The 21,369-nt window shown below is 33.8% G+C and carries 19 protein-coding genes and 1 pseudogene; 3 read left to right on the top strand and 17 right to left on the bottom strand.

The window, feature by feature from the left end:
* Positions 1-7: 7 nt before the first annotated feature.
* From sufB to VQL36_RS04605, 8 genes are all read right to left on the bottom strand, one after another.
* Entirely contained in the window at positions 8-1,405 is a 1,398-nt protein-coding gene (gene sufB, locus VQL36_RS04640) for a Fe-S cluster assembly protein SufB (protein ID WP_349248192.1), read from the bottom strand.
* Positions 1,406-1,496: 91 nt separating this feature from the next.
* The gene (sufU, locus tag VQL36_RS04635; RefSeq protein ID WP_349248191.1) at positions 1,497-1,916 is read right to left on the bottom strand and encodes a Fe-S cluster assembly sulfur transfer protein SufU; all 420 of its coding nucleotides are present in this window, start codon (positions 1,914-1,916) and stop codon (positions 1,497-1,499) included.
* A complete protein-coding gene (locus VQL36_RS04630; RefSeq protein ID WP_349248190.1) occupies positions 1,903-3,129 on the bottom strand; it encodes a cysteine desulfurase in 1,227 nt (408 codons plus the stop codon). The genes sufU and VQL36_RS04630 overlap by 14 nt, the downstream gene beginning before the upstream one ends.
* Complete coding sequence (gene sufD, locus VQL36_RS04625) at positions 3,126-4,427, bottom strand: Fe-S cluster assembly protein SufD (protein ID WP_349248189.1); 1,302 nt, start codon at positions 4,425-4,427, stop codon at positions 3,126-3,128. The genes VQL36_RS04630 and sufD overlap by 4 nt, the downstream gene beginning before the upstream one ends.
* Positions 4,428-4,443: 16 nt before the next feature.
* Positions 4,444-5,277: a Fe-S cluster assembly ATPase SufC gene (gene sufC / locus VQL36_RS04620; RefSeq protein WP_349248188.1), complete on the bottom strand. Its 834-nt coding sequence runs from the start codon at positions 5,275-5,277 to the stop codon at positions 4,444-4,446.
* 477 nt (positions 5,278-5,754) lie between these two features.
* Positions 5,755-7,071, bottom strand: coding sequence for a hydroxylamine reductase (hcp, locus tag VQL36_RS04615; RefSeq protein ID WP_349248187.1), 1,317 nt, complete (start codon positions 7,069-7,071; stop codon positions 5,755-5,757).
* A 231-nt stretch (positions 7,072-7,302) separates the two neighbouring features.
* Positions 7,303-7,605, bottom strand: coding sequence for a YunC family protein (locus VQL36_RS04610; protein ID WP_349248186.1), 303 nt, complete (start codon positions 7,603-7,605; stop codon positions 7,303-7,305).
* Positions 7,606-7,751: 146 nt separating this feature from the next.
* Positions 7,752-9,278, bottom strand: coding sequence for a bifunctional diguanylate cyclase/phosphodiesterase (locus VQL36_RS04605; RefSeq protein WP_349248185.1), 1,527 nt, complete (start codon positions 9,276-9,278; stop codon positions 7,752-7,754).
* A 331-nt stretch (positions 9,279-9,609) separates the two neighbouring features.
* On the opposite strand from VQL36_RS04605, the gene yhbH reads away from it, so the two are divergent.
* Positions 9,610-10,752: a sporulation protein YhbH gene (yhbH, locus tag VQL36_RS04600; RefSeq protein WP_349248184.1), complete on the top strand. Its 1,143-nt coding sequence runs from the start codon at positions 9,610-9,612 to the stop codon at positions 10,750-10,752.
* A gap of 20 nt (positions 10,753-10,772) precedes the next feature.
* Positions 10,773-12,134 (top strand): SpoVR family protein, encoded by a 1,362-nt coding sequence (locus VQL36_RS04595; protein ID WP_413789556.1) that lies wholly within the window; start codon positions 10,773-10,775, stop codon positions 12,132-12,134.
* Positions 12,135-12,205: 71 nt separating this feature from the next.
* On the opposite strand, the gene VQL36_RS04590 is transcribed toward VQL36_RS04595, so the two are convergent.
* From VQL36_RS04590 to VQL36_RS04570, 5 genes are read right to left on the bottom strand one after another with little or no spacing between them, the layout of a single operon-like run.
* Positions 12,206-12,520 carry a hypothetical protein gene (locus VQL36_RS04590; RefSeq protein WP_349248182.1) on the bottom strand — a complete coding sequence of 105 codons (315 nt, stop codon included), beginning with the start codon at positions 12,518-12,520 and terminating at the stop codon, positions 12,206-12,208.
* Positions 12,510-12,800: a hypothetical protein gene (locus VQL36_RS04585; protein ID WP_349248181.1), complete on the bottom strand. Its 291-nt coding sequence runs from the start codon at positions 12,798-12,800 to the stop codon at positions 12,510-12,512. The genes VQL36_RS04590 and VQL36_RS04585 overlap by 11 nt, the downstream gene beginning before the upstream one ends.
* Positions 12,801-12,855: 55 nt before the next feature.
* Positions 12,856-13,176, bottom strand: coding sequence for a hypothetical protein (locus VQL36_RS04580; RefSeq protein ID WP_349248180.1), 321 nt, complete (start codon positions 13,174-13,176; stop codon positions 12,856-12,858).
* Between the two features lie 53 nt (positions 13,177-13,229).
* Positions 13,230-15,110 (bottom strand): TOTE conflict system archaeo-eukaryotic primase domain-containing protein, encoded by a 1,881-nt coding sequence (locus VQL36_RS04575; RefSeq protein WP_349248179.1) that lies wholly within the window; start codon positions 15,108-15,110, stop codon positions 13,230-13,232.
* Complete coding sequence (locus tag VQL36_RS04570; RefSeq protein WP_349248178.1) at positions 15,043-15,441, bottom strand: TOTE conflict system archaeo-eukaryotic primase domain-containing protein; 399 nt, start codon at positions 15,439-15,441, stop codon at positions 15,043-15,045. Before VQL36_RS04570 ends, VQL36_RS04575 begins: the two co-directional genes overlap by 68 nt.
* A gap of 127 nt (positions 15,442-15,568) precedes the next feature.
* On the opposite strand from VQL36_RS04570, the pseudogene VQL36_RS04565 reads away from it, so the two are divergent.
* Positions 15,569-16,147, top strand: a pseudogene (locus VQL36_RS04565) (SpoVR family protein); the annotation flags it as partial.
* A gap of 198 nt (positions 16,148-16,345) precedes the next feature.
* On the opposite strand, the gene VQL36_RS04560 reads toward VQL36_RS04565, so the two are convergent.
* The 4 genes from VQL36_RS04560 to VQL36_RS04545 all read right to left on the bottom strand — a co-directional run bounded on the left by VQL36_RS04560 (position 16,346) and on the right by VQL36_RS04545 (position 21,065).
* On the bottom strand, positions 16,346-16,858 hold the full coding sequence (locus VQL36_RS04560; protein ID WP_349248177.1) for a hypothetical protein: 513 nt from the start codon (positions 16,856-16,858) through the stop codon (positions 16,346-16,348).
* A gap of 224 nt (positions 16,859-17,082) precedes the next feature.
* Positions 17,083-18,369, bottom strand: coding sequence for a stalk domain-containing protein (locus VQL36_RS04555; protein ID WP_349248176.1), 1,287 nt, complete (start codon positions 18,367-18,369; stop codon positions 17,083-17,085).
* Positions 18,370-18,549: 180 nt separating this feature from the next.
* Complete coding sequence (locus VQL36_RS04550; protein WP_349248175.1) at positions 18,550-19,017, bottom strand: SRPBCC family protein; 468 nt, start codon at positions 19,015-19,017, stop codon at positions 18,550-18,552.
* A gap of 149 nt (positions 19,018-19,166) precedes the next feature.
* Complete coding sequence (locus tag VQL36_RS04545) at positions 19,167-21,065, bottom strand: Xaa-Pro dipeptidyl-peptidase (protein WP_349248174.1); 1,899 nt, start codon at positions 21,063-21,065, stop codon at positions 19,167-19,169.
* Positions 21,066-21,369 lie beyond the last annotated feature (304 nt).

The raw sequence follows: 21,369 nt of genomic DNA, 5'->3' as shown, positions 1-21,369 counted from the left end.
ATAAAGCTTAACCGATACTACCTTCCATTTCGAATTTTATCAGTCTATTCATTTCAACTGCATATTCCATTGGAAGTTCCTTTGTAAATGGCTCGATGAATCCCATTACGATCATTTGTGTTGCCTCAGATTCAGTTAACCCTCTACTCATTAAGTAGAACAATTGATCCTCAGAAACCTTAGATACTGTTGCTTCATGTTCTAAAGTAATGTTATCATTCTTGACTTCATTATAAGGAATTGTATCTGATGTAGACTCATTATCCAATATGAGGGTATCACATTGTATATTTGCCTTGGAGCCTTCTGAATTTCTTCCAAATGAAGTCAAACCACGATAAGTTACTTTACCACCATGTTTACTGATGGACTTAGATACAATCGTTGAAGTTGTGTTTGGAGCAAGATGAGTCATTTTTGCACCTGCATCCTGATGCTGACCTTTACCTGCTACTGCAATGGATAATACATTCCCTTTTGCACCTTCACCTTTTAATACAACCGCTGGGTATTTCATTGTTAATTTAGAACCGATGTTTCCATCTACCCATTCCATCGTTGCATTTTCTTCGGCAACCGCACGTTTTGTAACTAGGTTAAAAATGTTTGGCGCCCAGTTTTGAATCGTAGTATAACGAACACGAGAATCTTTTTTACAAATGATTTCAACTACTGCACTATGAAGTGAGTTTGTGCTGTACACAGGAGCTGTACAACCCTCAACGTAATGAACGAAACTACCCTCATCGGCAATAATTAAAGTACGCTCAAATTGTCCCATGTTTTCAGAGTTAATACGGAAATATGCTTGTAAAGGTACTTCACATTTCACTCCTTTTGGAACATAAATAAAACTTCCTCCAGACCAAACCGCACTGTTCAAAGCTGCAAATTTGTTATCTGCAGGAGGTATAACAGTCGCAAAGTGTTCTTTTAAAATTTCTGGATGTTCACGTAAAGCTGTATCGGTATCCATAAAAATAACACCCTGGTCTTCCAATTCTTTTTGCATGCTGTGATAAACCACTTCAGATTCATACTGTGCTGAAACCCCTGCTAAGAATTTTTGCTCTGCTTCTGGAATACCTAATTTATCAAATGTTTCTTTAATTTCAGATGGTACTTCTTCCCAAGTTTTCCCTTGTTTCTCAGATGGTTTTACATAATATTGGATGTCATCAAAATTCAATTCATCCATATCTCCGCCCCAGTCAGGCATAGGCATTTTTTGAAACTGAGCTAATGACTTTAAGCGGAAATCCAACATCCACTGAGGTTCATTTTTTTGGCGAGAAATTTCTGTAACAATTTCTGCTGTTAATCCTTTACCTGTTTGGAATATCGCTTTATGTTCATCTTTAAATCCATATTGATATTCTTCCATTTCCGGCATTTTTTTAGCCATTACATTTTACCTCCTTAAAATATTTAAACTTCTATTCTAAATCTAACTTTTAACTTCTAATCTCTGTTTCACTTTTTTGGGTATAATCTTATTAATTTCCTTCTTCAATGCCTTTTCTCATCGCATTCCAAGCAAGTGTAGCACACTTAATACGTGCAGGAAATTTACTCACCCCGGATAAAGCTTCAATGTCTTCATATTCAAATTCAGGTGTTTCACCTTTCATTAAATCAGAAAAATCATCTGCCATTTTTAAAGCTTCGTCTAACTTTTTCCCTTTAATCGCGGCTGTCATCATGGATGCAGAAGCAAGGCTAATGGAGCAACCTTCTCCAGAAAATTTGGCATTATTTACAATTCCATCTGCAATTTCCATTTGTAAAGATATACGATCTCCACAAGTTGGATTGTTTAAATGAACGGTTACTGCACCTTCTTCTAATTCCCCACGATTTCTCGGCGTCTTATAATGGTCCATGATTACTCTTCTATATAAATCATCCAATTTCATGACCAAAATACTCCTTTGTTTTTACTAAAGCATCTATCAATCGATCCGCATCTTCTTCTGTATTATATAAATAGAAACTTGCCCTTGCTGTTGCAGAAACATCTAACCATCTCATGAGAGGCTGACAGCAATGATGTCCAGCTCTTACGGCAACTCCTTCAGAATCCAACACAGTTGCAACATCATGTGGATGAACATCTCCCAAGTTAAAAGTAATTAAACCTGCTCGATTTTTCAGCGGTCCATAGATTTGAATATCTTCGATTTCCTTCATTTTTTCCAAAGCATATGCTGCAATTTTCTTTTCATGTGCTTCAATTTCATCTAAACCAATGTCTTGTAAGAAATCAATCGCAGCACCTAAACCTACTGCACCAGCTATGATTGGAGTACCTCCTTCAAATTTCCAAGGTAGTTCCTTCCAAGTTGATTCATACAAATCAACAAAGTCAATCATTTCTCCACCAAATTCAATGGGGTCCATTTTTTCCAATAATTCTTTTTTCCCATAGAGTGCCCCAATTCCGGTTGGTCCACACATCTTGTGAGCAGATAAAGCATAAAAGTCACAATCCAAGTCCTGGACATCCACTTTTTTATGTGGTGTGCTTTGGGCTCCATCAATGGAAATGACCGCACCTTTACGATGAGCAATTTCTGCAATTTCTTTAATCGGATTTACAATCCCTAGAACGTTGGATACATAAGTCATAGCTACAATTTTGGTATTCTCAGTAATAACTTCCTCAGCATCTTCTAAGCGAATGGAACCATCAGGTTGTAGGGGCATATATTTTAAAGTAGCCCCTGTTGTTTTTGCTGCCTGCTGCCATGGAATTAAATTACTATGATGTTCCATTGGCGTAATTACAATTTCATCACCAGGATTACATACCTGTCTAGCATAACTTCCAGCCACAAGGTTAATTGCTGTTGTTGTTCCTCTTGTAAATATAATTTCTTGAGTAGACTTAGCATGAATGAAACGGGCAAGTTTTTCCCTCGCCCCTTCATACGCATCTGTAGCTCTTGTGCCTAGAGTATGAACACCACGATGTACATTAGAATTATCTAATTCATAATACTTTTGTAAAGCTTCTATTACAGGAATTGGTTTTTGTGAAGTCGCCGCACTATCCAAGTAAACTAGTGGATGGCCATTCACTTCCTGATTTAATATCGGAAACAGTTTTTTTATCTCTAGAGCGTTCATCGTTCAAGTTTTCCTTCGATTAGAGCTTGCAGTTGATCTGCAACTTGCTTAATTGGAATTTGTGAAACAACTGGTGCTAAAAATCCATAGATAATTAATCTTTCTGCTGTTTCTTTTGAGATTCCACGTGACATTAAATAATAAATTTGATTTTTATCTACTTGACCAACGCTTGCTGCATGACCTGCTGTTACTTCATCTTCATCAATTAATAACATTGGGTTTGCATCTCCACGAGCGGTTGGACTTAACATTAAAACTTTTTCAGTCTGTTCTCCGTTTGCATTTTTAGCTCCATGTTCAATTTTGGTTACTCCATTAATAATCGCTGTTGCGTTATCATTCATAACTGCTCTTGTAATCATGTCACTATCTGAGCTCTTACCAAAATGAGTGGCGTTTGTTGTGATATTTAGTTTCTGGTCATTAGTACCTATACATACAATTTTTGCATCGGATGTAGAGCCATTGCCTTTTAAAATGGAACTCGTATCAGACATACAATTTCCATCATTCATTTCTCCAATAATCCACTCAATACCACCGTCATTTTCTACAACTGCTCTACGGTAGCTTAGGTCTGTGATCTTATCATTTAAATTATGAAGTGTTGAAAACTGAACTTTTGCCCCAGGTTTCACAAATACCTCAACAACACTATTATGAACTAATTCGTTAGAAACTCCTTCAGAAGTTACATGGTCCACATACGATACTGAACTATTACTTTCAGCGACAATTAATACATGTGGTGAGAAGATAGATGAATCATCTTCATTTAAAAATAATACTTGTAAAGGAATATCAACCTGTACATTTTTAGGTACGTATAAAAATACCCCGCCAGACCACAGTGAAGTATGAATTGCTGTTAATTGGCTTTCATCCTTCTTCACAGCTTGCATAAAATATTGCTGTACTAATTCTGAATGTTCTTTAGCCGCTGTTTCTAAGTCTGTAAAAATAACCCCTTGTTTAGCAAGTTCATCAGATAAAGTTTGAAATACAACATTTGAATTACGCTGAACTAATAAATTATCTTTTTGATCTTGTAAAGAAGTTTGGAACTTTTCAGGTAAATCAGCTAAAGAGTTTATTGGCTCTGATGATTTATATTTTCCGTAAGAATCAATGCTCCAACGGTTTAAATTTGTTTTTTCTAATTTAGGGTAGTCCAATTGGCCTGCTAATGTTAAAGCTTCTAAACGAAGACTAGATAACCACTCTGGTTCATTTTTGCTTTGTGATAAAGCTCGAACTTCATTTTGGTCAATTGGAAGAGTGATTTGAGTTGTCATACAAAATTCCTCCTACTTATTTGAACTCAGGTGCCACTGTATTCATTGGCATTTTAAATTCTTCTTCTTCTTGACCTACAGTTTCGTCTTCAATGCCTAATTCTTCTTTGATCCAATCGTAACCTTCGCTTTCTAAACGCTTTGCTAATTCAGGACCACCTGATTTAACGATTCGACCTTGCATCATTACATGTACAAAATCTGGTGTAATGTAGTCAAGTAAACGCTGATAGTGAGTAATAATCAAAAATCCTCTTTCCTCACTGCGCATGTTGTTTACACCATCTGCAACAATTTTCAAAGCATCAATATCAAGACCAGAATCAATTTCATCTAAAATAACAACACTAGGATCTAACATTGCCATTTGTAAAATTTCGTTTCTCTTTTTTTCTCCACCAGAGAAACCTTCATTCAAATAACGGTGCATGAATTCAGGATTCATTTCAAGTTCGCCCATTTTACCTTCCATTTTACGAATGAACTTGATCAAAGAAATTTCATCGCCTTCTTCACGTTTAGCATTCATTGCACTACGCAAGAAATCTGCATTCGTTACTCCTGTGATTTCACTTGGATATTGCATTGCTAAAAACACACCTGCGCGTGCTCTTTCGTCAACTTCCATGTCAAGCAAATCTTCACCATTTAGTGTTGCTGTTCCTTCCGTTACTTCATATTTTGGGTGTCCCATGATTGCTGAGGCCAAGGTGCTTTTACCAGTACCATTTGGACCCATAATAGCATGGACTTCGCCACCGTTAATTTCAAGATTGATCCCTTTTAAAATCTCTTTGTTTTCGATAGTCGCTTTTAATCCATCGATGACAAACTTTGGTGAATTACTCATTGCTAATGTTCCCTCCAACATCTTTTTATTTTTAAAATGAAAACTATATAATAATAGTTCTCAAATGATTCTCAGTGATTCTCAATGATTAATTTTATTATAACTTAACCCCTCTTTGCAATAAAGTCTTTTTTTATATTTTTTATACGTTTTTGTTTAGAAAGTACTTGTACTTTTTTTAACCTTGGAAAAACATTAATCTCAAGTGCATAAAAACTCCTACCGGAGTTCTCGAGGAGGTAGATGAATACTTCTTTACACTATCATTCGTCTAGACTTGCTAATCATCGAGTTTTCTTTAGAGGTAGTTTTTGTTGAAACTTAGAATTTGAAATTTTATAAAAAAAAACTACAAGTTAAAATTAATTTTAACTTGTAGCTAATTTCGAAACTAAATTAAATACTTATAATAAGGCGATTCAACAGAATCACTCACGTCTTCTGTTAATGATATAATTCCGATTAAAACGATTTTCATTAATGATTAGAAATAGTTTGGAATGTTTTGTTCTCCATCATATCTTTCATGTCCTCTTGAACGGTACCTGTGAGTTTCAAATTAAATGTATCTTGCAGCACATTTAATACTCCTTCTGAAATAAATTCAGGTGGTTTTGGACCTATTCGAACATCTTTAATTCCTAAGCTAAATAATCCTAATAAAATTGCCACTGCTTTTTGCTCGAACCATGATAAGACGATGCTTACAGGAAGATCATTCACATCACATTCAAAAGCATCTGCTAGAGCCAGGGCTATTTTCACAGTAGAAACTGAATTATTACATTGCCCTAAATCTAAATATCTCGGAATGTCTGTACCAGGGACTGTCCCATAATCAACATCATTAAATCTAAATTTCCCACAAGATGTTGTTAGAATTACCGTGTCATTTGGTAAAGATAATGCTAACTCACGATAATATTCTCCACCTGTTCCTGGTGCATCACAACCTGCAATTACAAAGAAACGTTTAATTTTACCGTCCTTTACAGCTTGAATTACTTCTGGAGCTAATCCTATTACCGTTTCGTGATGGAAACCAGTGGTTAATGTTTCATCTGAATGAACGTTAGCCTCAGGCAACTCAATCGCTTTCTCTATTAGTGGTTCAAAATCATTTCCCTTTATTTTATGAACACCCTCCAAACCTGCTACATCATAAGAAAAGAATCGATCAGCATAAGTACCTTTAATTGGCATAACACAATTGGTAGTAGCTAAAATGGCCCCTGGAAACTTCTCAAACAAACGTCTTTGATCAAACCAAGCCTTTCCAATGTTTCCTTTTAAGTGAGGATATTTTTTTAAATGAGGATATCCATGAGCAGGCAACATTTCTGAATGAGTATAAATATTAATACCTCTACCCTCTGTTTGTTTTAACAATTCTTCTAATGCCAACAAGTTATGTCCTGTTACTACAATGCATTTACCTTCAATTTTATTTTGAGTAACCATAGCAGGCTCTGGTATCCCAAGTCGATCTGTATGCGCTTTGTCTAACAATTCCATAACTTTAATGCCTGCTTTTCCAACCTTCATAGCCATATCTATATGTTCTTGTGTATTAAAATTGGAATTGGTTAATGTCATATATAATGCTTCATGTGTAGTTTCATCTACAAAAGAATCTGTATATCCAAGTTGATTTGCATGTGTTCTATAAGCTGCGATACCTTTTAAAGCAAAAACAATGATATCTTGTAAACTTGCAATTGTTTCATTTTTACCACAGACACCAATTACATTACATCCACCTGATGGCGTTTGTTCACATTGATAACAAAACATTTCACATCTCTCCCTATCCTTTGTACTGTTTTCAATTTACTTTAAAATGTGATCCATGTATGTGACAAATATCACAATCAGACACAAAAAAGGGGAATTTATGTAAAAGTTTTGAAAAATGACAAAACAAACATTATTATGTGATTTATAACACGGATTTCAAAAAAAGAACCTTCAAAATCACTAACTAGTGATTTAGGAGGTTCTTTGGGGACCTATAATCTTTTCATTTTACATCATTTTACGAATAGCCTCATGACCTGTTGTACCTGCATAAATTCCAAGCTTCTCTGCACCATAAGTAACCGATTCCATAGGAGCATCTAATAGTTCCTCTAAAGTGCGGACCCCAGTAGCTCTACCTGCTATAATATTTCTATCCTTAAGCTTTTCATTCAATAATGCAACATCCAATGCACCGCACATAATATAACCTTTATTTGTACTAACAACTAACAATGTAGTTTTAGGTAGCTTGACTTCTATGCCTGTTGCAACCAGATCATCAATTATAATGGGTTCAACTCGAAACATTGGGCAGCAACTCCTTACACTTTCTTGATGCTAATATATGATTAGTTTCATAAGACAGTGCGAGGATAAACACCTATTATATCCCTATAACAATACATTTGATCATTCCAAAAAAGCATAAAAAAACCCCAAACGTTCAGGGATCTTTATCCGAAGTTATTTTTCAACAACTTTTCATGTAATTGTTTTGCTGTAATTGGTGGACTGAAAAAATAACCCTGTACAATTTTACAACGTTTATTATTTAAATATGATAATTGTTCAGCAGATTCAACTCCCTCTGCAATCACTTCAAGGTTTAAATGATGGGCCATAGAAATTATAGTGGAAACAATAGCGGCATCGTTGGAGTCTTTTTTAATATCTCTAACAAATGACCGATCTATTTTCAATTTATGTATTGGAAAGTTCTTAAGGTAATTAAGAGAACTATACCCTGTACCAAAATCATCTATACTGATCTGTACCCCTAATTTCTTTAATTTTTGCAAAGTAATAATAGCTCTATCAATATCTACTGTCATACTCTCAGTAATTTCAATATTTAAAAATTGAGGGGCTAGTTCCGTTTCTTCTAATACTTGTGTAATCATTTCTACAATATTTGGCTGAAGGAAATGTCTCGTTGAGAGATTTACAGAGATAGGGATTTTGGGGAGCCCTTCATTTTGCCATGCTTTATTTTGTTCACACGCTGTTTTAATCACCCAATTTTCAATATCTATGATCATTCCACTTTCTTCTGCAATTGGAATAAACTGATTAGGGGATATAAGCCCTTTTATTGGATCATCCCAGCGAATAAGGGCTTCAACTCCGACAATTTCATTTGTATCAGTATTTATTTGTGGTTGATAATACAAAATAAATTCTTCATTTTCAATCGCACGTCTTATATCATTTTCCAAATTAAATCTTTCCAAAGATGTATTATTCATCGAAGAAGTATATATTTGAACATTGCTTTTTCCTTTTTCCTTCACATTATATAATGCAATATCTGCTTGCTTTATGAGTAAATCAGCATTAGCATTGTGGTTATATATTGAAATGCCAGCACATGCTGAGATGTGAATTTTATGATTTTGGATCGTATATACTTCTTCCATGACTTGAATTATATGAAATGCTTTTGATTCAAGTTCTTCTGATCTATTTAAACCAATCAAATAAATCGAAAATTTATCACCTTCAATTCGTGCGACAAAATCATTTTCCGTAATACATCGGTTTAGTCTCTCTGCCATTTGCATTAATAAAATGTTACCGAAATCGTGACCTAAAGAATCATTTACTAGTTTAAATCTATCAATATCTATGGTCACAACAGCCAAGTTTGTTTTTTTTGTTTTTATATGCTGAATGACTTCATCTAGATGTTTTTGAAAGAGTCTTCGATTTGGTAGTCCAGTTAAATCATCATAATAAATGAGCTGTTTTATATTATCTTCTGTTTTTTTGCGTTCCGACTTAATAACTAGATCTAACATGTTTTTAGTATTTTTGGAATCCCTTATATAAAAAGAAACTAAAATTAGTATTGTTACAATTGAAAATGAAAATAATAACCAAAACTCACCACCCATCATTGTCCATACATTGACGAGAAGTATATATATTAAAATAGTAAGAAATCTATGTGTTTTTATGCTTGCTTCCAATTCTTTTTTCATTATACACTGTCACTCCCCTACTATTTCTAACTCAGCAAATAATTAAGCTTTCTCAAAAATACTATTCTCCATAAATCTACAAATTCCTCCTATATCCCTTACATAATTTGCCTTGAAAACGATTTAAAAATTACAGAATTTCCGAATGGGAAAGCCCACTCCTTTAGGTGTGGGATGATAGTGAGGTCAATGGATTTTCAAATGAGATAAGTGTACAATTTTCGAGACCTATCAGCCAAAAGACCATCTTTGATGTTTTTTTATATTCTTGTTCACATAACACCCTGTATGTTGAATATATTGATATAAACAGGAAGGAGGGGTCGAGACGTTGAGTTCATCGTTTATCGTTTCCAGAGAAGATTGGTCATTACACCGAAAAGGGTATCAAGATCAAACCAGACACCAGGAAAAAGTAAGGGAAGCAATAAAACAAAACCTGCCTGATCTCATTACAGATGAAAGCATCATTTTATCTAATGGCAAAAAAATTATTAAAGTGCCTATCAAAAGTTTAGATGAGTATAAATTCCGTTTTAATTACAATAAAAATAAACATGTTGGTCAAGGGGATGGGGAAAGCAAAGTAGGAGATGTCTTAGGTCAGGAGCCAGCTCCATCCAGTGCTGGTAAAGGGGAAGGTGCTGGCAATCAGCCAGGAGAGGATTATTTCGAGGTTGAGATTGATATGGAAGAACTTGAAACGATGCTCTTTAGTCAACTTGAATTACCTTATTTAAAGCAAAAAGAAAAAGACTTATTAAAAGTCACAGATATTGAGTTTAATGACATACGTAAAAAAGGCATTATGTCGAATATAGATAAAAAGAGAACCATTTTACAAAATTTAAAACGAAATGCATCTACAGGTCAGCCTGGTATTCACGGTATTTCCCCCGATGATCTTCGTTTTAAAACATGGGATGAAATTACAAAACCGCAGTCTAACGCTTTAATCATGGCGATCATGGATACATCAGGATCTATGGGAAGTTTTGAAAAATATATTGCACGCAGCTTTTTCTTTTGGATGACTCGGTTTTTAAGAAAAAAATATGAAAATGTTGAAATCATCTTTATAGCACATCACACTGAAGCTAAGGAAGTTACAGAAGAGGAATTTTTTACAAAAGGGGAAAGTGGAGGTACGATATGTTCTTCAGCTTATAAAAAAGCACTAGAAATCATTGAAACCAGGTATTCACCTAAAAATTACAATATATACCCTATTCATTTTTCCGATGGAGATAATTTAACTTCAGATAATGAAAGATGTACGAAATTAATAAGTAAATTGTTGGAAAAAAGCAACATGTTTGGTTATGGTGAAGTAAATCAATACAATCGAAGTTCCACATTGATGTCAGCATATCGGAATATACACCATCCTACTTTTCGCCATTGTATTATTCGTGAAAAAGGAGAAGTTTTCAAAGCACTAAAAAGCTTCTTTTCTAAACCTGAAGTGGGGTGAAAATATTGAATGTTGAAGAAATGAAACAACTTGAAAAAGCAATTGAGAATATAGTTGAAATCGCCAAAGAGTTTCAGCTTGATTTTTACCCAATGCGTTATGAAATTTGCCCTTCTGATATTATTTACACCTTCGGGGCCTATGGAATGCCAACTCGATTCTCTCATTGGAGTTTTGGAAAAACTTTTCATAAAATGAAGATGCAATATGATTTAGGGCTAAGCAAAATCTATGAGCTTGTCATTAATTCAAACCCTTGTTACGCTTTTTTACTAGATGGAAATTCCTTAATCCAAAACAAATTAATTGTTGCACATGTACTCGCTCATTGTGACTTTTTCAAAAATAACGCACATTTTTCAAATACGAATCGAGATATGATCAATAGCATGTCTTCCACAGCAGAAAGAATACATCAATATGAATATGAACATGGTACTGAAAATGTAGAAAAGTTTATTGATGCAGTTCTTGCCATACAGGAACATGTTGATCCTAGTCTTTATAGAAAATATAATACAGATCAAAATAAGAAAAAAATGAAAAACGAAGAAAGTGCAGAAGGAAAAACCGGATTTGAAGACCTATGGGATTTAGAAAATCAATCAGAACAAGCTGAAAAAAAGGATGAATCTGATAAACCAGTTTTAAAGTTCCCCAAAAAACCTGAAAAAGATATTATGTGGTTTATTGAAGAGCATTCTCCTATTTTAGAGGATTGGCAGCGTGACATTCTATCTATGTTAAGAGAAGAGATGTTATACTTTTGGCCTCAGATTCAGACGAAAATCATGAATGAGGGTTGGGCGTCATACTGGCACGTACGCATCCTAAGAGAAATGGATCTGACCTCTGAGGAAACAGTTGAGTTTGCAAAACTGAATTCCTCTGTAGTCCAGCCATCACAGCAAACGTTAAATCCTTATTATCTAGGAATAAAGATTTTTGAGGACATTGAAAAACGTTGGGATAGAGATAAGATATTTGAGGTGCGGGAAATCGATTCAGATACTTCATTTATAAGAAACTATTTAACTAAAGAACTTGTTGAAGATTTAGACCTTTATATTTTTGAAAAACAAGGCCGGGAATGGAAGGTTACTGATAAAACGTGGGAAAACATTAGAGATCAACTTGTTTCATCTAGAACAAATGGCGGTTTCCCATATCTTGTCGTAGAGAATGGCAATTTCAAAAATAACGGAGAATTATACCTCAAACATGAATATGAAGGACTTGAACTAGACTTAAAATATACTGAACGGACTCTCCCTTATTTAGAACAATTATGGGGGAAAAATGTTCATTTGGAAACTAAAATTGAAGATAAACCTGTTGTGTTTTCTTTTAAGGATCAGAAGATGCAGAGAAGGTTTTTATGATTATAGATAAATTTAAATTGGAGGTGCCTCTTCTAGGCATCTCTTTACTGTTTTATTTAAACATTAAATGTTTAATCTAATGGATCATGTTCTCCGAAAAACACCTTAAGCGCCCAGCCTGTATTAGCATGATAACAAGCATCAACAAATACAGATTCTTCATGATCAGAAATACGATATACAACAAGAGCATTATTAATACATGTCCAGTGATAACCATTAAATTTAAATCCAGGAAAATCCGCAGAACCGTAAGATTGACCATATGGGTTATGTGATAGTAATGATTTCGTATTCTTGTACACTTTTTCATGATCAATATTATAAAGTTGACCAAGTCGTCGTAGAGCTGTTCTCTCCCAAATTACTTTATACTTATTTCCCATGTCGAGCCTCATTTATTATATTTAATGCTTCGTTGTCATCTTCTATATAATCATGATGAACTGAAGCTTTACGAAGTTGTTCCAATACATCATCATTTGTAAAAATCGCCTTTGTCATTTTCGTCCGCTGTCCTTCTGTCAATTGTTCAAAATCAACTTTGTCTTTAAATGGAAGCACTATCCCAAATTCTTTTTCAAATAACTCCACAAAAATATTAAATTCAATCACTGATTTACCCTTAATGTATTTATCTAAGGTATCTTTTGTAATGTAATCCACTATAATCACCTGCCTTTACATCATTATACCACACAAAAGTTGTTCATAAATAAGTTCAAAATGGCAACTGATCATCTAATATCTTTGGTATTTTTTCATCTTCAGATCGATCTTTAGAACGTTCTTTTACGTTTCTATTAATGGGAGGTATGTGCGACTGAGATTTAAATTCTGTCTCTCCAAACTTTGTCTCATGCAGATCTCGAATCCAGTCCTTTACTGGTTGCTTCCACTTCTGTGATTTTGTTGGTATATTTTTAGTCAAACTTTTTGGAGTCATTCCAAGTTCCTTCGCCATTTTGATCTCAACATTGCTCAAACGACATATGTTCTTAGCATCTGCCCATTCTGCTTCTTTCTTATCTTTTTTATTCATAATATTTTCCTCTCCATAGCTCAAGTGATTTACCCATACGATAGTTCCAATCATCAAGTTGTACTCTCCATACCTTGATAACCCATAGAACGATATCCTTTTATTCGTTTTTTATACATGTTTGCCAACACAGGTACTTGGTGGTCAACATAATCATAGATTAGCACTTCATTTTTTCCATTATGATTACGGTGTAGCCTACCTGCATATTGTTGTAAAGTACCTCTCCAAGATATTGGATGAACTAGGAACAATGTATCTAAACGAGAATCATCAAAGCCTTCTCCGATTAACTTTCCTGTAGCAATCAATACCCGTTCTTCTGAATCTGGGATTGACTCCAGTTGTTTTTTAATTGCTTCCCTCTGCCTTTTACTCATACCTCCACGTAAGACGACTATATTTTTTGCAAATTTATCAAGTCTTTTTTGAAAATATTCTAAATGAGCCATTCTTTCAACTAATAAAATTGGAGACCTTCCTTGTTCAAGACAGTTTAATATATCATCAAATATAAGATTATTTCTCGATTCATCGTAAATCAACCATTTATAAATGTCCTGTATTGATGAATCTGTAGAATTAGTAGATAATTTAAATTCAGTGTAGCGAGGGATTACTTTAAGTTGGAAAGCTCGCTCTGCTGCTTGAGACTTTGCATCTATTTTCAAACGTATTGGTCCACATTGCATCATAACGATTGGGTGATGTCCGTCTTTCCGTGTAGGTGTAGCAGTTAAACCTACGATATATTTTGAATTTGCTTTCTTTAAAACCTGCTCAAAACGGAAAGCGGAAATATGATGACATTCATCAACAATGATTTGACCATAGTCATTGATAAAATCTTTAATAATCCTTTTTTGGTTCATACTTTGAATAGTTGCAATATCAATTAAATTAGTTCTTTTTATTTTTCCACCTCCTCCTATCACACCTATAGTCTCAAAATCTAAAAATGCATTTAACCTTTCCTTCCATTGAATCATAAGTTCTTTTCGATGAACCAATACTAAAGTATTTACTTTTCTTTGTGCTATTATATTTGCACCAACTACTGTTTTGCCAAATGCTGTTGCTGCTGAAAGAATGCCAATATCATTAGATAAAATAGCACGGGTAGCCGCATCTTGTAGCATTGTTAATTTACCAGTAAACTGAACATCAATTTTAACCCCTTCGGTTCGCTCATCACTAAGATCTATTTTTATTTCATGTTGTTCAAATAACTCTTTCACATTCTGAAAACATCCTCTTGGTAATGCAATTTCATTTTCAAATTCCTCAGAGCACGAAATCACTCTAGGTTTCCCATGTGTAGATAGCCTCATTGCTTGTGCTTTATAAAACTCTGAATTTGGAAATGTAGCTAATTTTGTTATTTTACCCATCAAAAGGGCTGGGATTAGTTTTTTTTCTATATAAACCATATTAGACATTGTTACCTTCACTACTTCTGGTAAAGTTTCATGAATATTAGATTTAGCTGATTTATTAAAGTGTTCATTTCCGAAAAGTTCATTAATATCTGAGAAGCTCTTAGCGTCCAGTAATGAAGAAACATTTGAAGACTTTTGTAAAATAACTTCTACTTCATCTAACTTCAATTTTTTTATTGAGAACAGAAATTCCCACTGATCTTTATATGGTTGAAAATACATATCTACAAATATACTATTGCCTTTCTTCCTTGGAAGACCTTGCAGAGGTAATGCTATTAAGTTACCAAAACCTCCTTTTGGAAGAGTGTCTTGATTTGGAAATAATCTATCATATGAATCTAGCCCAATCTGATGTCTACTATTCATTGTTTTGGATAAAATTAAGCAACCTAATTTCCTTGCTAAAGATGCTGAAATTGCTTCTTCAAAGAAGATCCATAGATGGGCACCATGACCGGAACGTGATTTTTCTATTGACACTGGAACATTCATTTGAACATGAAGGTGAATAACCCATTTTACCTGTTTTACTCTCCCATCGAACAGCGTATATATCTTCTCTAGTGCAAAACAAGTTTCTAAATAAAGAAATTTTTAGATCTGCATTTGAATATTGATGAACTTTATCTATGTTTTCTTGTAATTTATCTATTTTTTTATGCTGTTGTAAATTAGAATGATTTATTTTTAACATATCTTTGTTTGTTTTACATATTTCTTTAAGTCGAGCATTTTCATTTCTTAGAGAGATGTTTTCGATTTGTAGTTGTTCTATTTCTAGTAATAATTTTTTTATTTTTTTATGTAAACCTAACACATCCATCTAATAAAAATAAACTCCTCTATACTGAGAATCATAATAATACCATTTTACCCCTAGAAGTATTCAATATTCAAATTAACCATAAATTGAAACATCATATATTCAAAATCCTTAGAAGAAACACGTTTGGGCGTCATACTGGCAAGTACGCATCCTAAGAGAAATGGATCTGACCTCTGAGGAAACAGTTGAGTTTGCAAAACTGAATTCCTCTGTAGTCCAGCCATCACAGCAAACGTTAAATCCTTATTATCTAGGAATAAAGATTTTTGAGGACATTGAAAAACGTTGGGATAGAGATAAGATATTTGAGGTGCGGGAAATCGATTTAGATACTTCATTTATAAGAAACTATTTAACTAAAGAACTTGTTGAAGATTTAGACCTTTATATTTTTGAAAAACAAGGCCGGGAATGAAAGATTACTGATAAAACGTGGGAAAACATTAGAGATCAACTTGTTTCATCTAGAACAAATGGCGGTTTCCCATATCTTGTCGTAGAGAATGGCAATTTCAAAAATAACGGAGAATTATACCTCAAACATGAATATGAAGGACTTGAACTAGACTTAAAATATACTGAACGGACTCTCCCTTATTTAGAACAATTATGGGGGAAAAATGTTCATTTGGAAACTAAAATTGAAGAAAAATCTGTTGTGTTTTCATATAAGGATGGAAAGATGCAGAGAAGGTTTTTGTGATGAGATGCTCCTTATGGGGCATCTTTATATTTAATTTTTTTCACTTTCAATTTCTTTCAAACTTCTAATTCCCATATTGGGGAAATTTCAAAGATTAGGCAATAAAAATTGAAGGCTCTCCCCCCAAAGGGCGAAAACACAATAGATAGAAGTAAGCCATTGTTTTTTGACTGAGGTGCTCCCTAGAAGCATCTCCTGCTATTCTACCTCTTCAATGAATACTTCTGTATCATTATCATAAATATATCTGACCCTTACATCCTTTTCATGGCTAATTGCAAACCAAAACCTTTTTTCATTTTCCACATTAATAATTTTGGCTTTATATTTTCCCGCATATACTTCAGATATCGTGTCATCTGAAATAGTACCTGAATAAATATAAGGCATATTAAGCATGGATGACCACTTTACACGCATATTCCATTCTGATCCTCTCGTATGTTTCCACCCCCACTTTTCATTTTCTTTTTCAAAATAAGCTATGAATATTTTATCTTCTTGAGATTTATGTTCTCTAAAAATAGCAATTGCATCATCTTGATGAATCACATTCATTTGTTTAAAAACTAATTTATACGAGTAGTCCTCTTCACCCTCATGCATGCCCTCCATTTTTGCATGAAAATATTCTTCAAATGTTTGTTCATATGAACAACCTGAGATTATTACTATACAAAATGCTATGGTATATAAGAATAACCTTTTCATATTATCTCCACCTAATTATAAATTATATACAACAACACTCCAGAACAAACGAGTCCAAATCAAATTCTCAAACATTGGATTAATTTCTGTAGATAACATGTTTTTATATATATAAAAAATGAATAAATGATTTGCGGTTGAAGTCTGCTGGGAATAGATAAAGCACCGTTCACCTTCTGCTCAAAGGTGGACGGTGCTCCTAATCTTTTTATACTTCTGTTTAGTTAAAATAAAACTTCAATTACTGATTGATTTTTAGCATCTTCTATCCACAATTGGTATTGTTCTCTGCTTTTAACTTTTAATAACTCTTCTTTGATTTCTTCTTGTTTTTCCTCAAGAGTAGGTGTTTTTGCCTCTTTTTTATCTGTTGCTTTAATAATATGGAATCCAAAATTACTTTGTACGATTTGACTAACTTCACCAACGGATAAATTAAAAGCGGCTTCCTCAAATACAGGTACCATCATACCTCGTCCAAAGAAACCTAAATCTCCTCCATTCGCACCACTTCCTGGGTCTATTGAATGTTCTTTAGCCAGCTCTGCAAAATCTGCACCATCATTAATTTGTTGCATGATAGCCTCTGCTTCTTCTTTCGTTTCTACTAAGATATGAGAGGCTTTTACCTGCTCTTCTTCTGTATAAAAAAATAAATTTTCTTCATAATAAGTTGCAATTTCTTCATCTGTTACATTGACTCTTGATTCAAATAATTTTTCAATCTGAAGTTGGAATGGAATAATATCTTCTACCACTTTTTGATAGTCTTCCATAGTCATTCCGTATTGGAGTAAATAAGCTTCCACTTCTTCATCAGAACCAATTGAAGCTTTAAAGCGTTCAATTTCTTTGGCTACACCATTTGCTAGCTCTTCATCTGTCACATTCAACCCTTGTTTTGCTAATTCTTGGGCTACTAAAGTTCGATTAATAAGTTGTTGAACTAAAGCATCAGTCTTTTCTTTCCCTAGTTGTTGAACCATCAGGTCAATTAGCTTGTCCTTATCAATGCTTTCCCCATTCACTTTAACAATATAATTTGAGTCTGCAACTGATTCTGATTGTTCATTTACCTGTGATTCATGGCTCAAAATAGATATTGCTTTCGTTTCAACATTCCATTTTACACTTTTCCCTGTAGATTCTCCTACAACTCTTAAGGGTACATAAGTATGATTATTAACTAATTCCGGAGGGACTAACAATTCGATCGTTTCTCCATTTACAGTAAATTGATTATTATTTAGTGACAATTCAACGATTAAACCGTCATTTTCCCCAATGACTATTTTTGTATCTTGATCCCATTTCACATTTAATCCCAACTCACTAAACAAAGCCCTAAAAGGAACAAATGCAGTCCCATCTTTTATAAATGGTCCTTGGTCAAATTGTATTTGCTTTCCGTCAATCCAAACTTCTATCTTTGATTCTTCTGCTGCTAATACCGTCGCAGAAAATATAAAAGATAGAATAAACAAGATTAAAAATATAGTGCTTTTTTTCAAAATTAACTCCTCCTTATTTATTTAAATTTGATTCATGGACTAAGATTTTAATATAAGGTATCGCACATTTTTTGATAGTTTATCATGACCGCCACTCCAAGTAAAGTCATTTCAGTTAGTTTAAATGCTCCTCTATTAAACTAGTACCCTAAATAATTCCACTTCATCAATCTTTCTTAATTAACATTTGCTCTTTTGTACTTCCTCCGCCATCATTTTCAAAGTTTCATTCCTTGTTGTTAAGAATTTATACATATATTTCTTTAGAAAAATAATATCAGCTAGTTTTCCAAATACACCAAAAGGAGCAGTATATTCAAAGGTATCAATCATATGTGTTCCACCTTGATAAGATATAAACTCATGAATATGTTTAAATCGTTTAAAAGCACCACTTACTTGTTCATCCACAAATAAATTTGGAGAATCAAACTCAGTAATTTTTGCTGTTAATCTTTGACGTATACCAAAATGCACTGCTTCCCAAGTAACGGACTCATGTAATTCTATCAATCCACTTGTTTTACCAGCTATTGCCTTCTCCCTAGTTTTTGAAGTAGACAACATATGTACTTCAATACTTCGAGCAAGATCAAAGCAAACTTTCTGAGGTGCATCAATAAACATTGAAATCTTAACGATAGGCATGTTCATCCGCTCCTATCTTGTGAAATGCATTTGAAAAAAATTACAAAATAAAATGGATATATACTATATTATATAATAGTTGATTCCCATTATAAGACTCACGATTGGTTGCTAATCAATCGTAAGTTTTTATATTATAACCTACTCACTTACCATTTTAATGCATCACTCCCCCCCACAATAGGTAAAATCACTTTGCTCTTTTCTGGATATAACGTTAATTTCTTACCTGCTGGAGGTCGTAATGTGTATTCAAAATCACTTGCAATAAAAACAATACCAATACGATGACCTTCTTCAAATACATAATCATCAGGCTGCATATCCCAATTAAAAGTATAGTTCTGATTTGGATTCAAAAGTTTTGATTTATTCACATCATTTATATTTTGTGGATCCATCCATCCACGTGTAACTATCTTAGACGAAGTTTTGCTATAGTCTACTAATATCGCTGTAAGATTTGATACAGGATGATCTAAACTTGCACGTATGCTTACTTCTGGTGTACCACTAATTCTAACAGAATCAATGAGTTCATTTGTCATGAATACTATTCGATTAGGGTTACTTTCTTCAGGATTAGCCACCAATACCTCAGCTTGTACCATCGGATCATCTATTAATGTAATTGAATTCTTTTGATTATTAGGGATAGACTGAAGGTTTAGCGTTCCAACTTGAATGTTAGAATTGTGATTTAAATAAAGCGTTGTAGATTCAGCCCCTTCAGCTGGCCAATTGTCTTCAATCTCCCAAGATAAATCTTCACGTTGGATATTCACCATGGGTTCATCCATTATTCCATTGTCTATATCATAAAGCCAGAAGTCAAACCATCTATGTAATGTTTCATACCATTCATTTTCCCGTATACTTTTTGGATTCCTATGCCCTTCTTGATGTAACCAAAGTTTACGTGAAATATCATTTTTACCCAGAGCATCCCACCATTGAGAAAATTGTTTTGTTTTAACATTCCAATCATTTAAACCATGAACAACAAAAACGCTAGCATTTATATTCTTTACTTCATTCAAATAATTTCGATGATCCCAAAATTCGTTATAATCTCCCGTCACTCTATCTTGAGTATGCTCCAATTCATTTACAACTTCATTGCATACTTCAGAATTTTCTCTCGTAAGTATTGCATTAGCTAAAATATCAGTGTCCTCTCCTTGGTAACCCCCCGGTGCTACTACAGCACCGTTAGCACGATAGTAATCGTACCAGCTGCTAATTGCTGCAATCGGCACAATTGTTTTTAACCCTTCTATACCTGTAACAGCAACTCCATTATCTAATGTGCCATTGTAGGACATCCCGATCATGCCAACATTACCTGTTGACCAATCAGCATATACAGGCTGTCCATCTTCAGAAAAAGCATTAGCACGACCATTCAACCAGTCAATCACGGAACTAGCAGCGAGCACTTCATTTTCATCACCTATAGTAGGACAACCATCTGATAGGGCAGTTCCAATACTTTCAGCAATAACTACAGCATATCCGTGTGGTACGAAATAATCGTCATAAGAACCTGGGAAATCCGAACTAATAAAAGGTTTTCCTTTAGCATTCCCATTCCCATCTACAGCATTTAATTCAACGTTCACATCATGAAAAGTTAGTGGGTTCAGCCCTTTCAAATAGGGTGTAATTTCATATATTACTGGAACCTTAAGGTCATTCTCTGTCTCCTTAGGTCTAATTATATTGGCATGGATCCGATCAAAATGACCATCATTGTCACTATCAACAGTTGTCTCAACAAACACTGATTCAACAATAGCATCACTATAAGAGTAAGCAGGTTGAGTCTTGCGATCATTACTTTGAACTTCCACATTATCATTATCGCCCGTGTTTATAGTTTGTTTGCTTTCTTTGTCTTTTTGAATATTTAGATCTATTGTTATCTCTTCTTGATCTTTTTGTCGTTGCTCATTTCCGTTTATATATAAACTTTGAATAGATATTAACAATATGAATACTAGCACTACTATGGTACTAAATATCATTACAAGACTTTTTTTACTCATTAAATGCACCTCTTTCTAATATAGATTAAAACAATTTTTGGAAGCTAGTATATGAAAAAGGTCCTTAACTCAACTAGAAATTTTTTATCACAATAACCAAATTATGTTAATCATATCATATTCAATTCATTCAAACCACACAAAATATAAAATATATAAAGCTTTAAAGAGCTTTATTCCAAAGTCTAGATAGTTTTTCTCATGACAGGTAGATTTTCTAACCAATAATAAGTATGCTTATAATTAGAAGGTATTCGAAAGGCATTTTTTAAACATGCCAGATTAGTAATTAAATATAAGGATG

The sequence above is a fragment of the Chengkuizengella sp. SCS-71B genome, assembly GCF_040100845.1.
Classification (GTDB): Bacteria; Bacillota; Bacilli; order Paenibacillales; family KCTC-33759; genus Chengkuizengella.
Note: the sequence above shows the minus strand (reverse complement) of the source record. Positions and strands in the feature narration are given on the sequence as shown.